The sequence below is a fragment of the Helicobacter apodemus genome (genome assembly GCF_003097575.1).
GTDB classification, from domain to species: domain Bacteria; phylum Campylobacterota; class Campylobacteria; order Campylobacterales; family Helicobacteraceae; genus Helicobacter_D; species Helicobacter_D apodemus.
In genome coordinates this window covers 76896-95705 of sequence record NZ_CP021886.1, presented here as the reverse complement: position 1 = coordinate 95705, position 18810 = coordinate 76896, and the positions used below count along the sequence as shown (strand labels likewise).

At 31.9% G+C, this 18810-nt stretch carries 22 protein-coding genes; 8 read left to right on the top strand and 14 right to left on the bottom strand.

The window, feature by feature from the left end; translation table 11 throughout:
• Window positions 1-113: 113 nt before the first annotated feature.
• The 7 genes from CDV25_RS00505 to CDV25_RS00475 are packed head-to-tail and all read right to left on the bottom strand — an operon-like array spanning window position 114 to window position 6430.
• Window positions 114-1544, bottom strand: a complete 1431-nt coding sequence (locus tag CDV25_RS00505) for a hypothetical protein (protein WP_108910310.1) — start codon at window positions 1542-1544, stop codon at window positions 114-116.
• Window positions 1529-2233: a lysophospholipid acyltransferase family protein gene (locus CDV25_RS00500; RefSeq protein WP_108910309.1), complete on the bottom strand. Its 705-nt coding sequence runs from the start codon at window positions 2231-2233 to the stop codon at window positions 1529-1531. The genes CDV25_RS00505 and CDV25_RS00500 overlap by 16 nt, the downstream gene beginning before the upstream one ends.
• Window positions 2217-3518: a hypothetical protein gene (locus CDV25_RS00495; protein WP_108910308.1), complete on the bottom strand. Its 1302-nt coding sequence runs from the start codon at window positions 3516-3518 to the stop codon at window positions 2217-2219. The genes CDV25_RS00500 and CDV25_RS00495 overlap by 17 nt, the downstream gene beginning before the upstream one ends.
• Window positions 3515-4174 carry a phosphoribosylformylglycinamidine synthase subunit PurQ gene (gene purQ / locus CDV25_RS00490; RefSeq protein WP_108910307.1) on the bottom strand — a complete coding sequence of 220 codons (660 nt, stop codon included), beginning with the start codon at window positions 4172-4174 and terminating at the stop codon, window positions 3515-3517. Before purQ ends, CDV25_RS00495 begins: the two co-directional genes overlap by 4 nt.
• 1 nt (window position 4175) lies before the next feature.
• The gene (gene purS / locus CDV25_RS00485) at window positions 4176-4412 is read right to left on the bottom strand and encodes a phosphoribosylformylglycinamidine synthase subunit PurS (RefSeq protein WP_108910306.1); all 237 of its coding nucleotides are present in this window, start codon (window positions 4410-4412) and stop codon (window positions 4176-4178) included.
• A complete protein-coding gene (purC, locus tag CDV25_RS00480) occupies window positions 4409-5131 on the bottom strand; it encodes a phosphoribosylaminoimidazolesuccinocarboxamide synthase (protein WP_108910305.1) in 723 nt (240 codons plus the stop codon). Before purC ends, purS begins: the two co-directional genes overlap by 4 nt.
• 12 nt (window positions 5132-5143) lie before the next feature.
• Window positions 5144-6430: a S41 family peptidase gene (locus CDV25_RS00475; protein ID WP_108910304.1), complete on the bottom strand. Its 1287-nt coding sequence runs from the start codon at window positions 6428-6430 to the stop codon at window positions 5144-5146.
• A gap of 174 nt (window positions 6431-6604) precedes the next feature.
• Between CDV25_RS00475 and recA the strand changes: the two genes are divergently transcribed.
• Genes recA through CDV25_RS00435 form a run of 8 tightly spaced genes read left to right on the top strand, consistent with a single transcriptional unit; the run spans window position 6605 to window position 13382 of the window.
• The gene (recA, locus tag CDV25_RS00470; protein WP_108910303.1) at window positions 6605-7636 is read left to right on the top strand and encodes a recombinase RecA; all 1032 of its coding nucleotides are present in this window, start codon (window positions 6605-6607) and stop codon (window positions 7634-7636) included.
• 32 nt (window positions 7637-7668) lie between these two features.
• Entirely contained in the window at window positions 7669-8949 is a 1281-nt protein-coding gene (eno, locus tag CDV25_RS00465) for a phosphopyruvate hydratase (RefSeq protein ID WP_108910302.1), read from the top strand.
• Window positions 8946-9191, top strand: coding sequence for a hypothetical protein (locus CDV25_RS00460; protein WP_108910301.1), 246 nt, complete (start codon window positions 8946-8948; stop codon window positions 9189-9191). The genes eno and CDV25_RS00460 overlap by 4 nt, the downstream gene beginning before the upstream one ends.
• Window positions 9188-9904, top strand: coding sequence for an AMIN domain-containing protein (locus CDV25_RS00455; RefSeq protein ID WP_108910300.1), 717 nt, complete (start codon window positions 9188-9190; stop codon window positions 9902-9904). The genes CDV25_RS00460 and CDV25_RS00455 overlap by 4 nt, the downstream gene beginning before the upstream one ends.
• Window positions 9891-10382 carry a shikimate kinase gene (locus CDV25_RS00450; RefSeq protein WP_108910299.1) on the top strand — a complete coding sequence of 164 codons (492 nt, stop codon included), beginning with the start codon at window positions 9891-9893 and terminating at the stop codon, window positions 10380-10382. Before CDV25_RS00455 ends, CDV25_RS00450 begins: the two co-directional genes overlap by 14 nt.
• On the top strand, window positions 10379-11473 hold the full coding sequence (locus CDV25_RS00445) for a glycosyltransferase family 4 protein (protein ID WP_108910298.1): 1095 nt from the start codon (window positions 10379-10381) through the stop codon (window positions 11471-11473). Before CDV25_RS00450 ends, CDV25_RS00445 begins: the two co-directional genes overlap by 4 nt.
• Window positions 11470-12495, top strand: coding sequence for a lipopolysaccharide heptosyltransferase II (gene waaF / locus CDV25_RS00440; protein ID WP_108910297.1), 1026 nt, complete (start codon window positions 11470-11472; stop codon window positions 12493-12495). The genes CDV25_RS00445 and waaF overlap by 4 nt, the downstream gene beginning before the upstream one ends.
• Window positions 12496-12524: 29 nt before the next feature.
• Entirely contained in the window at window positions 12525-13382 is an 858-nt protein-coding gene (locus tag CDV25_RS00435) for a menaquinone biosynthesis family protein (RefSeq protein ID WP_108910296.1), read from the top strand.
• Here the strand turns inward: CDV25_RS00435 and CDV25_RS00430 are convergent.
• From CDV25_RS00430 to rplQ, 7 genes are all read right to left on the bottom strand, one after another.
• A complete protein-coding gene (locus CDV25_RS00430) occupies window positions 13379-14212 on the bottom strand; it encodes an energy transducer TonB (RefSeq protein WP_108910295.1) in 834 nt (277 codons plus the stop codon). The two genes, CDV25_RS00435 and CDV25_RS00430, sit on opposite strands and share 4 nt — an antisense overlap.
• A 54-nt stretch (window positions 14213-14266) precedes the next feature.
• Window positions 14267-14725 (bottom strand): hypothetical protein, encoded by a 459-nt coding sequence (locus tag CDV25_RS00425; RefSeq protein WP_108910294.1) that lies wholly within the window; start codon window positions 14723-14725, stop codon window positions 14267-14269.
• On the bottom strand, window positions 14722-15081 hold the full coding sequence (gene fliN, locus CDV25_RS00420; RefSeq protein WP_034552004.1) for a flagellar motor switch protein FliN: 360 nt from the start codon (window positions 15079-15081) through the stop codon (window positions 14722-14724). The genes CDV25_RS00425 and fliN overlap by 4 nt, the downstream gene beginning before the upstream one ends.
• A gap of 112 nt (window positions 15082-15193) precedes the next feature.
• On the bottom strand, window positions 15194-16033 hold the full coding sequence (locus CDV25_RS00415; protein ID WP_108910293.1) for a c-type cytochrome: 840 nt from the start codon (window positions 16031-16033) through the stop codon (window positions 15194-15196).
• 2 nt (window positions 16034-16035) lie between these two features.
• A complete protein-coding gene (locus tag CDV25_RS00410) occupies window positions 16036-17268 on the bottom strand; it encodes a cytochrome b (protein WP_108910292.1) in 1233 nt (410 codons plus the stop codon).
• A 10-nt stretch (window positions 17269-17278) separates the two neighbouring features.
• A complete protein-coding gene (gene petA, locus CDV25_RS00405; RefSeq protein WP_108910291.1) occupies window positions 17279-17782 on the bottom strand; it encodes a ubiquinol-cytochrome c reductase iron-sulfur subunit in 504 nt (167 codons plus the stop codon).
• 667 nt (window positions 17783-18449) lie between these two features.
• Window positions 18450-18800, bottom strand: coding sequence for a 50S ribosomal protein L17 (rplQ, locus tag CDV25_RS00400; RefSeq protein ID WP_034552008.1), 351 nt, complete (start codon window positions 18798-18800; stop codon window positions 18450-18452).
• Window positions 18801-18810: the final 10 nt, after the last annotated feature.

Below are 18810 nucleotides of genomic sequence, written 5' to 3'. Positions count from 1 at the left end.
TTTATTTTATTTACCTTGTTTTCCATAAATTTTAACCAAATTCCTAAATATATTCTTCAATTATAACACAACATTCGCAAACAAACCCTACTTTAAGCCCATAAACTTTTATCTCAAAAGACAACAATTTTAGGATTATTAATGCCTTTAAAACTTTTTATTTCCGTAATTAATTCTTGTAAATTTGTCCATAAAGATTTTTTGTCAATATAAATAGTATCAAATACAAAATCTCGCATCATACTTGAGAACATAATTTGTTTATGGGCGATCTTGACACAATGAAATTTTCCCTCTCCTAAAATCTTCATCTTCATATCTATTGTGTCTTTTTCATTAGTGCTTAGAATAAGAAAAAATTTTTTAGCACTCTCTTTAAGTTTTTGGCAATAAAGATAAATATTTTTATCACCCTCACTTAATCGCTCTTTATTCAACCTGTCTAAATATTGCTCCATAAAACTAATAGATACTGGGGCTAGCTGATTTTCTGGATACTTAAAATAACAATTTTTCATAGCTTTAGACTGCAAAGATTTTTGATAAATCTTATTATCTAAAATCGTAATACAAATATCTAACCCATTTTTGATTTTTTTATAAAGCATTTTATGGACTTTTTGAAAAGATTTTTGAAAACCTTGATAATAACCTTTATAAAATGCCGCTTTAATAACACTTAGATTGGATATTCTTTGGGAAATAATTTTGTTTTCTTCTGCTAATCTTTGTAATTCTCCTTCAAGTTTTTCTTGCTTTTGTAATATTTCTTGAGGTTTTTTTGCTAGAGATTCTAATTTACGCACAATTGCTGCTAATTCTGTATTACAAGCTTGGATTCTTCGCTGAATTATTTTTAAAGTATCTTTTGCATTTTCTAAGGCAGCATTTAATGCTTGATAATGTAATTGATACTTAATAAAATACTCTAAAAAAAGATTCTCAACATTTACCTTATGATCGAAGTCTGATAAAAAGTTTTCAAGCCTTACAACTACACTTAATTCCTCGACAAAATCATCTTTTTTAAGTGTTTTATCATTAAAAAGAAGATTATCCAAAGCCTTAAAAACAAATCTTTTAGTATAAATAAATTCTAATAAGACTTTTTGCTCTACGACACACAAATCATTTAGAAAACTTACGGCTAGGAAATGTTGCTGAAAATACCTTTTAATGACACTATCAATACTAAGAGTTAAAGGTATATTTTTAATTGCATCATAATTAGTAGTTTTATAAATTTCTGCAATAGCTAAATCACGTTTATTACTTTGGATTGCTTCTAATTGTTCATCTGTTTGGTTACGCCAAAAATCTGATTCACTAATAAAAGTACTTCCATCAAACTCTTGAAATTTAGAGGCTTTGCAATCTGCAACTTGATTGTTCTCATCACAACGAAACTCTACAAACATACCCTCCATAGGGATAACTTTCTTATCGTGCCAAGCCTCTTTGGTAAATTCAAAAAGCATTTTAGAGGCATTAATGACCACCCCTTTACCATTACTACTAAAATATCTAACTATTCTACCATGCATACATTTTTTCTCTCTTGATAAATCTTTAAATACTCTTGCTGCATTCGTTCTCTTAAGCTTTCATACCAATTCTCTTCATTAGGCGTAAATGCAGGAAGATATTTTATACTAAAGGGATGATTATCAAACTTCATAGAACCTATATCTAAACAATCTCTAGTTCCACAAAAAATGATAGGCTGAACCTTTAGATGAAAATGCTCAATTAAAAATTTAGCCCCGCTTTTAAAGGGTAAGAATTTCTCTTTTCCCAAAGATCGAGTCCCCTCTGGAAAGATACATAAAACCCTCCCTTTAGACAATCTATCTTTAGCTTCTTTAAGTAAAAATACACTCTCTCTCTTACTTTCACGATTAATTAAAATCATCTTAGGAGCTTTGAGGGCATGTCCATATAAAAAAGGCTCACCCAACTCTTTCTTTGCAATCCAACATAAATCATTAGGGTGAAATGCTTCAAAATAAACTACATCCATAAAGCTTTGATGATTCATCACTAAAACTTGTGCAGTTTTATCTAATTCTCCTATTATTTTAGCACTAACCCCAAAAAGTTTAAAAAAGGCAGAAGCGGTAACCCTCCTCACCTTTCTATGGTATTTAGGGAATAGATACATAAATAAAATGCTCCAAGGTATTACAAGCAACACATAAAGCACTGCACTAAAAGCCCTAATCTTGGATATCATTTTTTCTTACCCACCCAATACGTTCATCTTCTAACATTACCTTATAATAATCCCTAACATCGGATAAAACTTCTACTTTCATTGGTTCTTGCGTGATTAAAATAATCGTGGAGTTAAAAGTCGGCTGAATATGTATCGCAGTATTTACCTTTAAAACTGCAGAGGTTCTAACTGAAAGTAAGAAAAATAAAAGCACTAAAAGAAGAATCCCTAAAAGGATAAAAATCCATTTTCGTTTATAAAAATACAAACCAAAAAATATAAGCGCCAAAAAAACTATCAAAGAAACCTGATAAAATTGGATATTATTTTTAGGCTTTATATCGCTCTGTGTGCTAACGCGTTCATCTTGTGGAATATTATCGACTTGTAATTCAATATATTGAGATTTTTCTGTATTGAAATATTCAAAAGAGATAACCCCTAAGCTCTTTGGCACAATCGCATAATAAAACGCAACAGCCTCTTTATAATCCCCACTCTTACTTTCAATACCTTGTTGGTAAGATTGCAAATAAAAGTCAAAAAGATTCCCTAAATTGCTTTGTAATTGCAAAACAACAAGATTATGCCCAGAATCATAATTAGTAATTTTAGAATCTAAAATTTTTAAATCTTTAGCTAAGACTTGAGAATATCCGCCTTTTCGCTCTAACTTAATGGCTCTACCAGTAATAAAATCTGTGCTCTCTTGAAATTCCCCCTCTATAGTATTAACCATAACTTCAACTTTAGGAATAGTAAAGTTAGGTTGATTAATTTTAAAATAAAAGGTATTGCTAAGACTAGAATCTTGATTTAAAGTCCAGGTTTCTTTTGGATTTAATACTTCAACACTCGCATTATCTAAAATAAATTTTGTTTCAATGGTAGAATATTGACTTAATACTAATAACTTCAAAGTAATAGGAATAATTTGATGAACATACAAAATACTATAAGGAGGATTCACTATATCTAAATAAACATTTTTAGTAATAAGATTTTGCTTTGTTGCCTCTTGGAGTTTTAATTTTTCCTCTTCATAAGCTTCTTGTTTATTTTTTTTCTCATTTTCTTGGCTCTCTTGTGAGGTATTAAAATCCAAAGGAGAAGAACTTTCTTCTATCACCACTTCAGGTAAAATATTTTCTCTTGTTATATTCCCCTCAACCAAAACAACATCTTTAGAGGTTTCTTTCTGCGTAATAGTAGAATTAAAAGTATTATCTTTAGAGGCGGGAAATACAAACCCATCTTTAGCAAATAATTGAAGTACTAAAATACTATAGAAAAAAAATTTCATAAAATTTCTAAAAATCCCTCTAACATCTTTAATCCGGCAGTGCCACCCAAAACTTCCTCCACAGCCCTTTCAGGATGAGGCATAAGCCCAAAAACATTTTTATTTTTATTACAAATCCCAGCAATATTTTCTAAAGAACCATTAATATTTTGAGTATATTTTAACAAAATCTGTCCATTTTCCTTTAATTGTTCTAACCCTTCTTTATGAATATAATAATTTCCTTCAGCGTGGGCAATAGGAATATTAATAATTGCTTTTGTGCAAAAATTTTTCAAAAAAATATTATGGGTATCCACAATCTCTAAATCTACATTTTTTGAGATAAAATGCAAATTTTCATTATGCTTCATAGCACCAGGTAATAATCCACTCTCTAAAAGTATTTGGAATCCATTACACACCCCAAGCACATAGCCACCATTATTTGCAAAATCTATAACAGAGTGCATAATAGGTGAAAACCTTGCAATGGCTCCACTTCTTAGATAGTCTCCATAACTAAAGCCACCAGGAATTACAACTAATTTGGTATGCTTAGGCAGTGCCCTCTCTTGATGCCAAATAATTTGACTTTTAACACCTAAAAGAGAGAAAGCATACTCCATATCATATTCGCAATTAGTCCCTAAAAATTGTAAAATCGCTACACCCATTTTATAGCTTTATCTGGTAATCTTCGATGACCGTATTTGCTAAGAGAGTGTCACACATAAGATGCACCTGTTTTTTTACCTCTTCTACTTCTTTGCTATCTATCTCTAAAATAATAGCCTTACCCACATTCACTTCTTGAATATTTGTATACCCTAAAGACTCTAAAGCATTATGTATAGCCTTACCTTGAGGATCTAAAACACCATTTTTTAACCGCACAATCACTTCAACTCTCATAAACTTAGCAAAATCCTTTTTAATATTTCTTCATAAGCCACTTTTACATTACCCAAATCCTCTCGGAATCTATCTTTATCTAATTTCTCTTTTGTGTTTTTATCCCAAAAACGACAAGAATCAGGCGTAATTTCATCCGCTACTAAAATTTCCTTTTCCTTATTTAAACCAAATTCTAATTTAAAATCCACCAACATCAAATCTCTGCTATCAAAGAACTCACGCAAGACTTCATTAACCTCACGAGCAATTTTTCTTAAATATTCTAACACTTCTACAGATTTCACACAATTTAAAATCAAAGCGTGTTCATCATTGATAAGCGGATCACTTAAAGAATCATCTTTATAATAAAACTCCACTAAAGTAAAGGGTAGCTTTTCTCCCTCTTTAATCCCTAATCTTTTCGTTAATGATCCTGTTGCGATATTTCTTACTACAACTTCAATGGGAATAATTTCAACAAATTGGCATAACATTAGATTATCTGCTAAAGTTTCTTTGTAATGCGTCCTAATACCCTTTGTCTCTAAAAGTTTAAAAATTTCAGAAGAAATTTTACAATTTAAAGTGCCTTTTCCCTCTTCATTCCCTCTTTTTTGAGCGTTAAAGGCAGTCAAATCATCTTTAAACTCTGCTAAGAGGAGGTTTTCATCACTAGTTTTATAAAGCTTTTTTCCTTTTCCTTCATATAATTTTTCTTTTTTCTCTACTTGCATAAACGCATTCCTCTACTTTTGAATAATCGTTAAAGTCTTTAATACATCAATAGCACTTTTAAGTTGAATATCATTCATAATTTGGGTAGAAGATATTTCATTTTCTTTTGATTTTGCCTTAGTATTGTCTTTAGGATTAATTTTTTCTAATTCACCCTCTAAATGTTTCTTTAAATCTGCCTCTTTAATGCTAAATCCATTTTCATCATTAGGAACCACACCAGGTAAGACTTCAATATCAGGTGTTACCCCTACAGCCTGTATCGTGCGACCACTTGGCAGATAATAACGAGCAATCGTTAAACGCAAAGCTTCTTTCTTCTCAGTAGGCAATACAACTTGCACACTTCCTTTACCAAAAGTTGTCTCTCCTATAAGGATTCCCCTTTTATGATCTTGCAATGCTCCTGCTACAATCTCACTTGCACTTGCGCTTCCATTATTAACAAGCACTACTAAAGGGATTCTTGCATAAGGAGTTCTTGAAGTAGCCTCATAGACAATATCCTCATCTTTTACGCGTCCTTTTTGTGAAACTATGGTGCCCTCTTTAATAAATAAATTACTTAGCTCCACAGCTTGATTTAAAAGCCCACCAGGATTATTTCTCAAATCTAAAACTATTCCATCAATTTTTTTAAATTTCTTTAGTTCTTCTTCAACCCTTTGTGCCACCCTTTTATCAAAAGAAGTTACTCGCACATAAACATAATCCGTATCCTCAATTTTTTTTGCATAAACCGATTCAACTTTGATATTATCTCTTACAATATCAAAAACTAAAGGTTTAGGATTATCTTTTCTAACAATGGTTAATTGCACTTTTGTATTAGGCTTTCCACGCATTTTATTGACAGCATCATCTAAGCTCATACTCAAAGTGCTTTCATCATTGATTTTTAAAATAATATCACCACTCTTTAAACCTGCTCTATCACCCGGACTACCCTCAATAGGAGCGATAATAGTAATTCCCCCATTTTTCAAAGAAATAGTAATACCTACCCCGCCAAACTCTCCATTAGTTTGTATCCTAAGCTCTTCAAATTTTTTCTCATCTAAATAGGCAGAATGTGGGTCAAGATTGCTTAAAAGCCCTTCAATAGCTTTATTAACAATCTCATCAAGTGTTAATTCATCAACATAGTAATTCTCAATCGTTCCAATGACTTTTCTTAATTTATTATAAGAATCTAGACGTGAATTTTCTGAATCTTTAGATGCTGCTAAAACCTGAATGCTAAGCCCAAAAAACAATATTGTTAAAATCATTTTAAAACAAGTTCGTGTGATCTTCATTCTCTCAACCTAAAATTTTAATTTATTAACTAGCAATTGTAACCTATCATCTCTGAAATAAACATAATTTTATTTTTTAAATACATAAAACAAGATGCAGAAGTAAAAATATATTTTTTATGTTATTTTAGATACAATTTAAATTTTAAACCTAAGACAAAAATGGGAGAAAAAATGGCATTAGATGAAAGTAAGCAAAAAGCCATAGAACTTGCCATCAAGCAAATTGATAAAGCTTTTGGCAAAGGTGCTTTAATTAGACTTGGGGATAAACCCGTTGAAAAAATTGATTGTATTAGCACAGGTTCTTTAGGGTTAGATATTGCACTTGGTATTGGAGGCATCCCAAAGGGGAGAATCATTGAAGTTTATGGTCCTGAAAGCTCTGGTAAAACTACACTCGCATTACAAGTTGTTGCAGAATGTCAAAAAAATGGGGGAATTTGTGCTTTTATAGATGCTGAACACGCTTTAGATGTTACCTATGCCAAACGATTAGGCGTAGATGTCGAAAACCTCCTTGTATCACAACCTGATTTTGGGGAACAAGCTTTAGAGATATTAGAAACACTTACAAGAAGTGGTGGCGTGGATTTAATCATTATTGATTCTGTTGCAGCACTTACCCCAAAAAGTGAAATTGAAGGGGATATGGGAGATCAACATTTGGGACTTCAAGCAAGATTAATGAGTCAAGCATTAAGAAAAGTTACAGGTATTATCCATAAAATGAATACCACCGTTATATTCATCAACCAAATTCGTATGAAAATTGGTGTAATGGGATATGGAAGTCCAGAGACAACGACAGGTGGTAATGCTTTAAAATTTTATGCAAGCGTTAGAATTGATGTAAGAAGAATTGCAAGTTTAAAACAAGGAGAACAAAATATAGGAAATCGCGTTAAAGCAAAAGTTGTAAAAAACAAAGTTGCACCTCCTTTTAGAGGAGCAGAATTCGACATTATGTTTGGAGAGGGTATTAGCAAAGAGGGAGAATTAATAGATTATGGAGTAAAGCTTGATATTGTCGATAAAAGTGGTGCTTGGTTTAGCTATGGAGATAAAAAACTAGGGCAAGGCAAAGAAAATGCTAAGATATTCTTAAAAGAAAATCCAGAAATCTCTCAAGAAATAGAGGAAAAAATTAAATCCTCTATTTCTATCTCTGATGATTTATCTAATACTTCAGAAGATGACGAATAAGCCCTAAATAATCTAAAATGTAAGGAGAAATAATGACTTTTATTGATGAAATTTATGCGCAAGAAGTTTTAGATAGTCGAGGGAATCCTACCATTAAAGCAACTATTATTTTAAGTGATGGTAGTGTAGGAAGTGCTATTGTCCCTAGCGGTGCAAGCACGGGAAAAAGAGAGGCTTTAGAATTAAGAGATGGGGACGAGCGTTTTTTAGGGAAGGGGGTTTTAAAAGCTTGTGAAAATATACAAACAACTATCTATGACGCTATTAGCGGATTAAACCCTTATGAACAAACTAGGATTGATAATCTCTTAATACAAGCAGATAATACAGAAAACTTCTCTAACTTAGGAGCTAATGCAATACTTGGTGTTTCTATGGCTGTTGCTAGGGCTGCAGCAAAAAGTCTAAATATACCACTTTATCGGTATTTAGGCGGAGCTAATGCTTTAACACTCCCTATCCCAATGCTTAATATTATTAATGGAGGAAGCCACGCTGATAACACTGTAGATTTTCAAGAATATATGATTATGCCTCTTGGTTTTGATACTTTTAGTGAATCACTAAGGGCTAGTGCAGAAATCTACCAACATTTAAAAAAAATCCTCAATCATTCTAAACATATTACAAGTATTGGTGATGAGGGTGGATTTGCTCCCAATCTTAAAAACAATGAAGAGCCCCTACAAATTATTTCTGAAGCCATCAAAAAGGCTGGTTATAAGGAGGGAGAGCAAATATTCCTAGCTCTTGATGTAGCAAGCAGTGAATTTGTTAATCAAAAAGGCATTTACTCTCTCAAAGGTGAGGGAAAGGAACTTTGTGCAGAAGAACTTATTGAATACTATGAGAAGCTTATCGCAAAATATCCTATTATCTCTATAGAAGATGGCTTAAGCGAAGATGATTGGGAGGGCTGGAGAAAACTTACGCAAAAATTAGGGAGCAAGATTCAGCTAGTAGGTGATGACTTATTTGTAACAAATGCTAAAATACTTGCAGAGGGCATTGAACAAAATATTGCAAATGCCATTCTTATTAAACCTAACCAAATTGGAACTATCACTCAAACAATGGAAACCATACGTTTAGCACAAAGAAATAACTATAAATGTATTATGAGCCACAGGAGTGGAGAGAGTGAAGATGCTTTTATAGCAGATTTTGCTGTAGCACTTAATACAGGAGAAATTAAGACAGGTTCTACCGCAAGGAGTGAGCGAATGGCAAAATACAATCGCTTATTAACCATTGAAAATGAACTTCCTCATTCAGTCTACTTAGGAAAAACACTCTTTAAGATGCTAAAATGAAAAATAAGAGTATAAACTATCAAGGAATATTCCATTTGCTCCCTTTTTTTAGCCTTGTGCTAATAGTCTGCATTGCAGGAATTTACATTGGCAATTTGCTTTTTGGTAGCAACTCTTTAAGTATCTTATTAGAACTTCAAGAAAAGAAAGAAAAAATACATCAAGAAGTGAATTTTTTGACAAACCAAAACGCAAACTTACAAAAAGAACTTTTTGAATTAAAAGGCTTAGAACCACAATGAAAAGAATTATTTTGCTATTTGCCCTAACTTCATTATTAGCTAATGAAGCACAAAAACTACCAGATATACCAACACTAAATATCGATTCAGATCGCACCCCAACAATAGATACAACCAATAATACAGGAAATACTCAAACATCACAACCCTTACGCAACCCCTTTGATGCTTTAGTAACCCCAAAATCAAGCGGACAATTATTAAATTTACCAGATCTTAATTTATTTACAAAAACAGAAATTACCTTGCCATCAACTGCAAGAAAGATCAAAAAAATAACTATAGACTATCAAAATCTTGATGGTTCTATCACAACCTTTGAAAAAGTCTTAGATGGTAACATAGATTGGCATCTTCCTCTAATCTTAGCACAAGAAATCCAATTACCTAACACCCAAACAGTCGCGAAATCAAACTTTACTTTAGGTGATTCTTTTAGTTTTGATATTAACAAACAAAAAGTTGTATTAAAAACCTCCTTCACTCTCATAAGAAATTTCACTCTTACCTCACCTACTCGTCTTATACTAGACTTTAAAAGTATTGCCAATAAACCACTCACCGAATCCTTAACAACCAATCTCCCTGTTATCACAGAAGTTACTTTAGAGACGCATTTAGATTTTTATCGCATTACCCTAAGCCTTGATGGGCAATACAACTATTCTATCAAAAGCGATAAAGAAGAGGCATTAGAAATTGACTTATATTAACCTTGTGTTAATTGGTTTTATGGGTAGTGGAAAGAGTAGCGTTGCAAAATCACTTTACCAAAAAACTAAAAAGTTGATTTTAGATAGTGATAAAATCATTACAAATAACGAAAACTTAAGTATCCCAGAAATATTTTCCTCCAAAGGAGAAGACTATTTTAGAAAATGCGAAAAAGATTTTTGTTATTTTGTAAGCAAAAATATTCAAAACTGCATTATTGCAACAGGGGGAGGAATGCCCCTATTTTGTGATGTTAAAATAATGGGAAAAGTTTTCTTTTTGCACTTAGATTTTGATAATATCCTCTCTAGACTTTCCAAAAAAGAAATCCAAAAACGTCCCCTCTTTGAAAATAAAAATCAAGCCTTAGAGCTTTATTTAAAGCGATTAGAAACTTACAAAAGCAATGCTGATATTATAATTAATGCTAACCAAAGTCTAGAAAAAATCTCTCAAGATATTTTAGAATCTTTATGAAAAAGCCCCTATTTATTCGCTTTAAAAACACAAAAACTGGTGGTGCAGAAATTTATCTCTCTAGGATAGCACAAGCCATTTATGATAAAAATCCCTCTATTTTTTCAAGCGGTGATTATTCCCAAGATTCCAAACTTTTTGTAAAAATTCCAAGATTTTTTCCCTCTTTTTTAGCTTTTCTTTATTTCTTATATTCTTATGAAAAATTCCACAAATCTCATCCAAACTTTCTTTATTTTAGTCTTGAGAGGGTTTTACACTGCGATATTTATCGTGCAGGAGATGGTATCCACAAACAATGGTTAGCGATAAAAACCCACAATAACCCTTTTAAAAAATTCAAAAGCTTCTTTAACCCTATGAATATTCTCTATACTTTTATAGAGCCAAAACTTTTCAAAAATGCTAAAAAAATTATTGCTAACTCCCAAATGATAAAGGATTCTCTTATTGAATACTTTCATATCCCTCCCCATAAAATTGAAGTTATTTATAATGGTATTAAAATCCCAAAGGCTATTAATAAAGCCAAAGCTAAAGAATCACTTATCCATAAATTTCCTGTTTTAAAAGAAAAAATATTCATTCTTTTTGTAGGAAGTGGATATGCTAGAAAAGGACTAAAAGAAGCCCTTATTATGCTCTCAAAAGTTACTTCCAAACAATGGCATTTTCTCATTATTGGCAAAGACAAAAAGATTACATATTATCAAAAACTAGCTCAAACATTATCTTTAGAAAATAATGTTTTATTCCTAAACGCACAAGAAAACATAGTATCCTTTTATCAAGCAAGTGATATTTTCTTATTCCCTACAACTTATGAACCTTGCTCAAATGCTACTTTAGAAGCAGCAAGCTATGAAAATGCCATCATAACCACTAAACAAAATGGGGCAGGAGAACTCTTTTTAAGTGATACCATTTTAGAAAACTCTAAAGATATTTTAAGGGGTTGTGAAATTTTAAATACACTTTTAGAAAATCAACAACTCCTCTCTACAATACAGAAAAAATGTGCAAAAGCAGTCCAACACCTAACCCTACAAAACCATTTAGAAAAAACATTAGAGGTTATAAAAAACCTATGAATATCCTTATTAGAATCCCTAATTGGCTAGGTGATGCAGTAATGGCAACTTTTGCAGTGGAGATTCTTTATCAAACTTATCCAGAAGCTCATTTTTATTTAGTCGGGAGTGAAGTTAGCTGCGAACTTTTTAGCCATTACCCTAATACCACGCTTTTAATAGATAATAGTAAAAAGCAAAGATTTAGAATATTCTACTTATATACTTTAGCTAAGAAAATTCCTCCTTGTGATATTGCTTTGACCTTCCAAAACAACTTTTTATCTGCTTTATTTTTATTCTTTAATGGGGCAAAAGAACGGATAGGATACAACAAAGAAATGCGTTCCTTCCTACTTACTAAAGCCCCCAAAAAACAGGCAAATTTACACGAAGTTTTGCATTTTAGCTCCCTTATAAAAACACTTATCCCAAATACCAACCTAAGCCCAAAATTGTATTTAAGAAAGCCTCCTTTAGATATTACATTACCCAAACATTGGCAAAATCAAAAAATAGCGGGTATCAATGCAGGTGCAGCCTTTGGCAGTGCAAAACGTTGGAAAGAGGAATATTTTGCAGAAGTTATCGCCTTTTTGTTAGATAAAAATTTCAAGATTATCCTTTTTGGAGTCACATCTGAAAACGCTATTAATGAAAAAATCCTCTCTTTTTTACCACCTAACCCTAAAAATATTTTAAATTTAAGCGGACAAACAACCATTCAAAGCCTTATGGCTTATATTCAAAAACTCCATTTATTGATAACTAATGATAGCGGTCCTATGCATATTGCAGCAGCATTTGAAATCCCAACTTTAGCAATCTTTGGTCCAACTAACGAACAAGAAAGTGCGCCTTTTAATGCAAAAAACGCCCACATTATCTCCTTAAAAACACTCCATCAAGCCCTCTACTGCCAACCTTGTAAAAAAAGAATTTGTCCCCTCCCTAAAGTTTCTAAAGGCTTTCACGCCTGTATGATAGACTTAAAGCCCACTTTTATCATCAAAAAACTTCAATCCCTTATAAGTAATATTTAATTAAAATAATCTCTAATAAGAGGTATGAAATGAGAACAATACAAATAGGGCACTCTCCAGATGCCGATGATATTTTTATGTATTATGCTATCGCATTTGGCTGGGTTGGAAGCTCCATAAATTTTCAAAACCAATCATTAGATATACAAACTCTCAATGAAATGGCACTTAATGGAGTATTAGATATCTCCGCTATTTCTTTTGGTGTCTATCCGCTTTTATTTCAAGAACAATGCCTTCTAAGGACTGGAGTGAGTTTTGGTGAAGGCTATGGTCCCAAACTTATCAAAAAAAGGGGTGTAACCCTAAAGAAAAATTTTAAAGTTGCTTTAAGTGGGGCTCATACGACTAATGCCCTACTTTTTAAAATAGCTTATCCACAAGCTAGAATCTCTTATAAAAATTTTTTAGAGATTGAAAAAGCCGTTTTAAGTGGTGAAGTTGATGCGGGCGTTTTAATCCACGAATCCATTTTAGAATATGATTCTACCTTAGAAGTAGAAAAGGAAATTTGGGATATTTGGAGTGATTATAATCAAGAAGGACTACCCCTTCCTCTTGGAGGAATGTGTATAAGACGTTCTATCCCTCTAAGTTTAGCTATAGAATGTGAAGAAATCTTAACTAAAGCCATAGAAATAGCCTTAAGGCACAAAAATCTTCTTTCTAAAATGCTCTTAGAGAGGAATCTTATTAGAGTGGATGCTCAAAAGCTAGAACATTATTTAAATCTCTATGCTAACAACAACTCTTTATCGCTCTCTAGCACACAAATAAAAGCCATCAATACACTTTTTAAACTTGGCTATGACAGAGGCTACTATCCTCAACCTCTTGAAGTTAATGATTGCCTTATTCCTATAGAATATAAACAATCCCGCTATTAATGAATACTATAATAAACTTTAATTCTAATCTTTGTTGTTACACTTGGATAAGGATAATCTTTATAAGCAATCTCTATCGTATGTTTGCTGTTATTATCAAGCAGAGCATAACCGCTAGAGGTTAAAAGCTTCAAATCAGAAATATTACCATTTGGGTATAAATAAAATTCTACAACATTTATTCCTTGTTGCCCTGTCCTACCTGCTACTCGTGGATACTTCAAATAAGATTGTGTGATTTTACCTATTGCCTTTAAATTATCTTCTAAAAATTTACGCTCTTCTAAACTTAAAGAATGCAAGTCTTCCCCATACAATTCTTCCATCTCTTTATTAGATTGACCAAAGGCATTTTTCCCAAGACTATAAATAGAGGGAGAGGAAGCAGCAGAGGGAGGGACAGGGTTACTTTTAGGCTTTAATTCTTCAGCAAGAGTTAGAGGTAAATCTTCCTTTTTGGGATTTATTTCTACTTTTTGTGGAGCAGGTTTAGACTTTGCTGTTTTTAATTTCTTCTCTTTAGGTTTTACCTCCTCTTTTTTGATAACTGGTATATCCTGATTTAGAGGCTTTGTTGCAAGTTTCTCATTTTGTGGAGGAGCTAATTCTCCTTTAGAGGGTGGAACAAATTTAAAATCCTTAATATTAATACGTTCTTTTTCTTGACTTCCATACTTTTCTAAATACTGTAAATTTTCTTTTGAAAAATCCCAAACAAACCAAATAACAATTATTAAATGTAAAAAAAAAGATATAGAAAATGCAATAATACTTCTTATATCAAAAGTTCTATTACTTCTTATATAATGACTTCTTAAATTTTTCAACATATTATTTATCCACAGAAAAACAATTACTAAATACTAAAATGTAAGATATATCACTTATTTCTTACAATAAAGCTTTTCTTGCTCCTCTTGTAATAATCCTTCAAATTTTTTAATATTATATTTATCTACCATACTTACCCCATTTGGGCTTAATAAAACCAAATAACGTATCCCGTAAGCTTCAAAAATGATAAGTTTTGTTTGAAACCCTAAACTCATAGTCGAAGTAACATTAATATCATTAATATTTTCTTTATTTTTGAAAAGTTCCAATAAAGAGTGATTCTTATGGGAAGTTACACGATTCTTCACATACCAAAGAAAGATTAATAAACCCACTAGAATAAGAATTACTCCTACATACTGGAATAAATCTATACTTTCTAATGGAGGCTTTGCCATTTCAAAGGGAAAACTATCTTTCCCGCCTTGTGATTTACTTAAAGATGGTAAAGAATTTTCTTGTGCTAATCCATTCAATAATAAAATAAAATAAAATAGCAAAATCCTCATACTGTGCTGATACTTTCCCTTGTAAGATAATAAATAATAGCATTAGAATCTAAAATTTCATTAACACGAATCGCAAGATTCTTTTCATAAACCATTACTTCTCCTTTGCCTATAATTCTTCTGTTAATGAATATTTCTACACTCTCTCCTGCAGGTTTTTGCAAATCAATAATAGAACCTTTTTCAAAACGTAAAATATCCAATAATGGGATTTTTGTTGCACCTAATTCTGAACAAAACACCACTTCCATATCTAAAAGCCCACTATAATTCTCCATAATTCCCTCAAGATAACGTGCTAAATCTTCTTGCTTGGGAACTTGAACTTTTGCTAATGTAAATTCATCTGCTGACATTTTATCCCTTGTATTTGATTAAAGAAGTTATTATAACCTAATCTAAGAATAAAAACAAAACAAGGATTAAAGAATAAAGAAGTATTAAATACTAGCATTGCTAGTATTTAAATTAATGGACATCACGCCAAATTTTACGTTTCCATAAATAAGCGACTACACCCATAATCACCATAAAAATCACAAGTTTATAACCCAAAGATTCGCGTTCAGGTTTTTTGCTATCTCCAACGCTCTCCATATAAGCTATAACTTGATCTTCTGCTTCTTTAGTTAAACCAACTCTAGGCATAGCAGTTCCTGCTAAATGCTTCTGTGGATCATTGATAAAAGTATGCAAATACTCTATATCCCGACTTCTAATCATCATTGATAAATCTGGAACTTTTGTCTCAAGGTAAGTTTTCAAACCACCCGCTGCATAAATTTTGTCATATTTTATATCGTGACATCTTGCACAAGCATCAATAAATACTTTCTTATTACTCATACTTTTAGGTGCGATGCTTTGTAAATAAGCAACCATATCAGCAATTTCTTGATCACTCATCCAATTATAATTTGGCATCGGGTGATTACCATCAAACTTATGAGTTTGCTTTGTTGCCACCGCTATATCTTTAATAACATTCCCTAAAAAATTCTTCTCATAAATAAAACCTGCACTAGAAAGATCTGGGGGAACCACCCCATAAGCAGCTAATGCATCAGTATCAGAGAAAGGAGATTCCACCCCTTCTTTCTTAATACTATGACAAGCTATACAATTCGCAAAGACAAGTTCTTTTCCATTTGCGGCATTTCCATTAGCACTTATTGGTGTTAAATCCGAAAAATTATAATCAGCAGGAGTAACTTTTGGGTGCATTTGGCTATGTGCAAAAGGCTCAACTCCCCAATAAATAATCGCTGTAACAATAACGACAATGATTAAGGTTAAGAATTCTTTCATTTTTACTCCTTAGCTATTTTATCTTCGATTTTTGTAATAATTGGCAACACAACAAGCAACAGAGCTAAAAATGATATAGAAGCAACAAAACCAATATAAGCATTAGCTCCTGTCGGAGGCAATTTACCCCATATTGTTAGAATAATCATATCTGCTACTAATAACCAAAACCACACCATAAATGCTGGACGCTTATGCGCAGGAGCCACAACATTGCTCCTATCAAGCCAAGGAAGGAAAAGAAAAATAACATTAGCAATACCAAAAGCTATTAAACCTAAATCCGCACTAAAGAAAAATCCCCTTAAAACTTCATAACTCCATAAAAAATACCATTCTGGATAAATATGAGGAGGGGTTTTTAAATGATCAGCAGGATCAAAGTTAATAGGATCAAGGGCAAAACTATAATGATAACAAGTCAAATAAAATAAAAATGCTAAGAAGAAGCTTGCTACAAAGAAGTCTTTAGATAAAAACATCGGCCAAAAAGGAATAACTTTGGATTCTTTTTTATTTCCCACTTTAAATTTTTCTGCCTCTTTTTCAAAATCAATTTCCTCGCCATACATATTATTCACATGAGGAATCCTTAAGGTATAAAAATGTATCACAATAACCGCCATAATAGCCACGGGCAATAAAACAACATGAAGCATGAAAAATCTAGTTAAAGTCGCATCAGAAACAATGAAATTACCACGAATCCAAATCACTAAATCAGGACCAATCACAGGAATAGCACCAAAGAGATTGGTAATAACTGCTGCAGCCCAATAACTCATCTGTCCCCAGGGTAACATATAGCCACTAAATGCCTCTGAAGAAAATAGAATAAATAACAACATACCTGTAATCCAAATCATTTCTCTCCCGCGTTTATAAGAACCATAATAAATACCAACAAACATATGGATATAAATAATCAAAAAACACACAGAGGCACTAACAGCGTGTAAATGTCTCCAAAGCCAACCATATTTCACTTCTTGCATAATCGTATAATTAACGCTATCAAATGCTAATTTAGTATCGGGTTTATAATACATTAATAAAAATAATCCAGAAACTACCAAAATAGTAAATAAAACAACTAAAACTATCCCCATAGCCCAAAGAAAATTAATATTTTTAGGTATCCAATATTCCGTCATTAAAACTTTTGTTAAAGTCCTTATTGCGATTCTTTGATCTAACCAATCAATAATACCATTTGCTTTTTGTATTTGCGCCATTTAAACCTCCTTATGCCTTACCAACTAACTTTAAATACTCAGGACCCTCTTCTCCTAATACCAATTTATCCCCATCAATTTTAAAAGGTGGAATTTTCATAGGGCTAGGTGGAGGACCAAAAGTATTTTTACCACATACATCAAATTTACCACCATGACAAGCACAATGAAATTCTGCGGAATTTGTATTATAAGAGGGAATACAGCCAAGATGAGTACAAATTTGAATCCCGACACTATAATTTATATCACCTACAACAACATCCCTATCTTCACATTTTTTCATCGCTACGGTTTTTTTAATAATATACACAGGAGTTCCTCTATATTCAACTTGCCTATATTCACCCTCTTGCATACTACTTAAATCTATAGTAGTAAAACCAGCGGATACTACACTTGGCAAGGGATCCCAAGAAGATTTCATAGCAACTAGTGAAGCACCAACACCTACTGCTGCAATTCCTCCAAGAGTCATACCAAGAAAATCTCTACGATTGATATTTTCTGCCATTATTGCCTCCTAACTCATAATTTAAACATAAAACCTGTTATTTTAACACAAGAAAACTTTAATTACTGAATATTTTTCTAGTAATTTGAGAAAAAGTAAAATATTTTAAATCCTTAACAAAACCCAGCAAAAAGAAAGTAAGATTTTTACATTTACAAATTCTTCAATACAAATAACAATATGAAAATTCCCAAAAAGCTTTAACAAAAAACAAAGATCTACTTAAAAAATCACAAACTATTAGTAAAAAACTTGAAATTGAATATAAAAATTGAGTGATAAATCTTTTTATAAAAACTAATATGATTTCAAATATCCTAATGCATAAATATTCTTGTTGCTTTGTAATTCCAAAAATAATGATTGGTGGTTTATGATTTTCTATCTTGCCCGATAAGATAAACATTCAATGGCATTAAATAACCCACAACAAACCCGATATACTTCATCCTTAAATACTATAATTTTACCTAATGCCTGCCATAAATTCCTAGTCTTAAATCTTTTCAAAAAACTCCATTAGGAATTTCTTACACAAAAAGCAAGATTATCTCTACTCTTTGAAGTCAAATATATTGATAACTTGATATACTAATAAAAATAAATTCAAACAAAATATAGCAGAAAAAAGAAGTAAAATCGCGATAAGAAAACTTATCGCATAAGTTCAGATTAATTCAATGATAGCCATTTGGGAAGCATCACCTACCCTTAATCTTGTTTTGATGATTCTTGTATAGCCACCATTTCTATTTACATATTTTGGAGCAATCTCTTTAATAATCTTTTTCACAGACTCTTTATGTTGTAAATGTGAGAAAATTAAACGATGTGCCATAGAATCATTTTTCTTAGCCTTAGTAATAAGTTTTTCAAAGTAACTTTGTAGCTCCTTTGCCTTTGGAAGTGTTGTCTCAATTTTTCCACTTATAATTAAAGCAATAGATAAATTTTTTAACAGAGCTTTTCTATGAGAGGAGGTTCTGCCAAGCTTTCTATATCCGTGTTTATGTCTCATTTCATATCCT

Excerpts from the sequence above, each read along its gene's own strand:
- purQ (WP_108910307.1), bottom strand. The coding sequence starts at position 4,174 with ATGGGTGTAGCGATTTTACAATTTTTAGGGACTAATTGCGAATATGAT.
- purS (WP_108910306.1), bottom strand. The coding sequence starts at position 4,412 with ATGAGAGTTGAAGTGATTGTGCGGTTAAAAAATGGTGTTTTAGATCCT.
- CDV25_RS00415 (WP_108910293.1), bottom strand. The coding sequence starts at position 16,033 with ATGAAAGAATTCTTAACCTTAATCATTGTCGTTATTGTTACAGCGATT.
- eno (WP_108910302.1), top strand. The coding sequence starts at position 7,669 with ATGACTTTTATTGATGAAATTTATGCGCAAGAAGTTTTAGATAGTCGA.
- purC (WP_108910305.1), bottom strand. The coding sequence starts at position 5,131 with ATGCAAGTAGAGAAAAAAGAAAAATTATATGAAGGAAAAGGAAAAAAG.
- CDV25_RS00425 (WP_108910294.1), bottom strand. The coding sequence starts at position 14,725 with ATGAGGATTTTGCTATTTTATTTTATTTTATTATTGAATGGATTAGCA.
- CDV25_RS00500 (WP_108910309.1), bottom strand. The coding sequence starts at position 2,233 with ATGATATCCAAGATTAGGGCTTTTAGTGCAGTGCTTTATGTGTTGCTT.
- recA (WP_108910303.1), top strand. The coding sequence starts at position 6,605 with ATGGCATTAGATGAAAGTAAGCAAAAAGCCATAGAACTTGCCATCAAG.
- CDV25_RS00495 (WP_108910308.1), bottom strand. The coding sequence starts at position 3,518 with ATGAAATTTTTTTTCTATAGTATTTTAGTACTTCAATTATTTGCTAAA.
- CDV25_RS00455 (WP_108910300.1), top strand. The coding sequence starts at position 9,188 with ATGAAAAGAATTATTTTGCTATTTGCCCTAACTTCATTATTAGCTAAT.
- CDV25_RS00445 (WP_108910298.1), top strand. The coding sequence starts at position 10,379 with ATGAAAAAGCCCCTATTTATTCGCTTTAAAAACACAAAAACTGGTGGT.
- CDV25_RS00460 (WP_108910301.1), top strand. The coding sequence starts at position 8,946 with ATGAAAAATAAGAGTATAAACTATCAAGGAATATTCCATTTGCTCCCT.
- CDV25_RS00410 (WP_108910292.1), bottom strand. The coding sequence starts at position 17,268 with ATGGCGCAAATACAAAAAGCAAATGGTATTATTGATTGGTTAGATCAA.
- CDV25_RS00435 (WP_108910296.1), top strand. The coding sequence starts at position 12,525 with ATGAGAACAATACAAATAGGGCACTCTCCAGATGCCGATGATATTTTT.
- waaF (WP_108910297.1), top strand. The coding sequence starts at position 11,470 with ATGAATATCCTTATTAGAATCCCTAATTGGCTAGGTGATGCAGTAATG.
- petA (WP_108910291.1), bottom strand. The coding sequence starts at position 17,782 with ATGGCAGAAAATATCAATCGTAGAGATTTTCTTGGTATGACTCTTGGA.
- CDV25_RS00475 (WP_108910304.1), bottom strand. The coding sequence starts at position 6,430 with ATGAAGATCACACGAACTTGTTTTAAAATGATTTTAACAATATTGTTT.
- CDV25_RS00430 (WP_108910295.1), bottom strand. The coding sequence starts at position 14,212 with ATGTTGAAAAATTTAAGAAGTCATTATATAAGAAGTAATAGAACTTTT.
- fliN (WP_034552004.1), bottom strand. The coding sequence starts at position 15,081 with ATGTCAGCAGATGAATTTACATTAGCAAAAGTTCAAGTTCCCAAGCAA.
- rplQ (WP_034552008.1), bottom strand. The coding sequence starts at position 18,800 with ATGAGACATAAACACGGATATAGAAAGCTTGGCAGAACCTCCTCTCAT.
- CDV25_RS00505 (WP_108910310.1), bottom strand. The coding sequence starts at position 1,544 with ATGCATGGTAGAATAGTTAGATATTTTAGTAGTAATGGTAAAGGGGTG.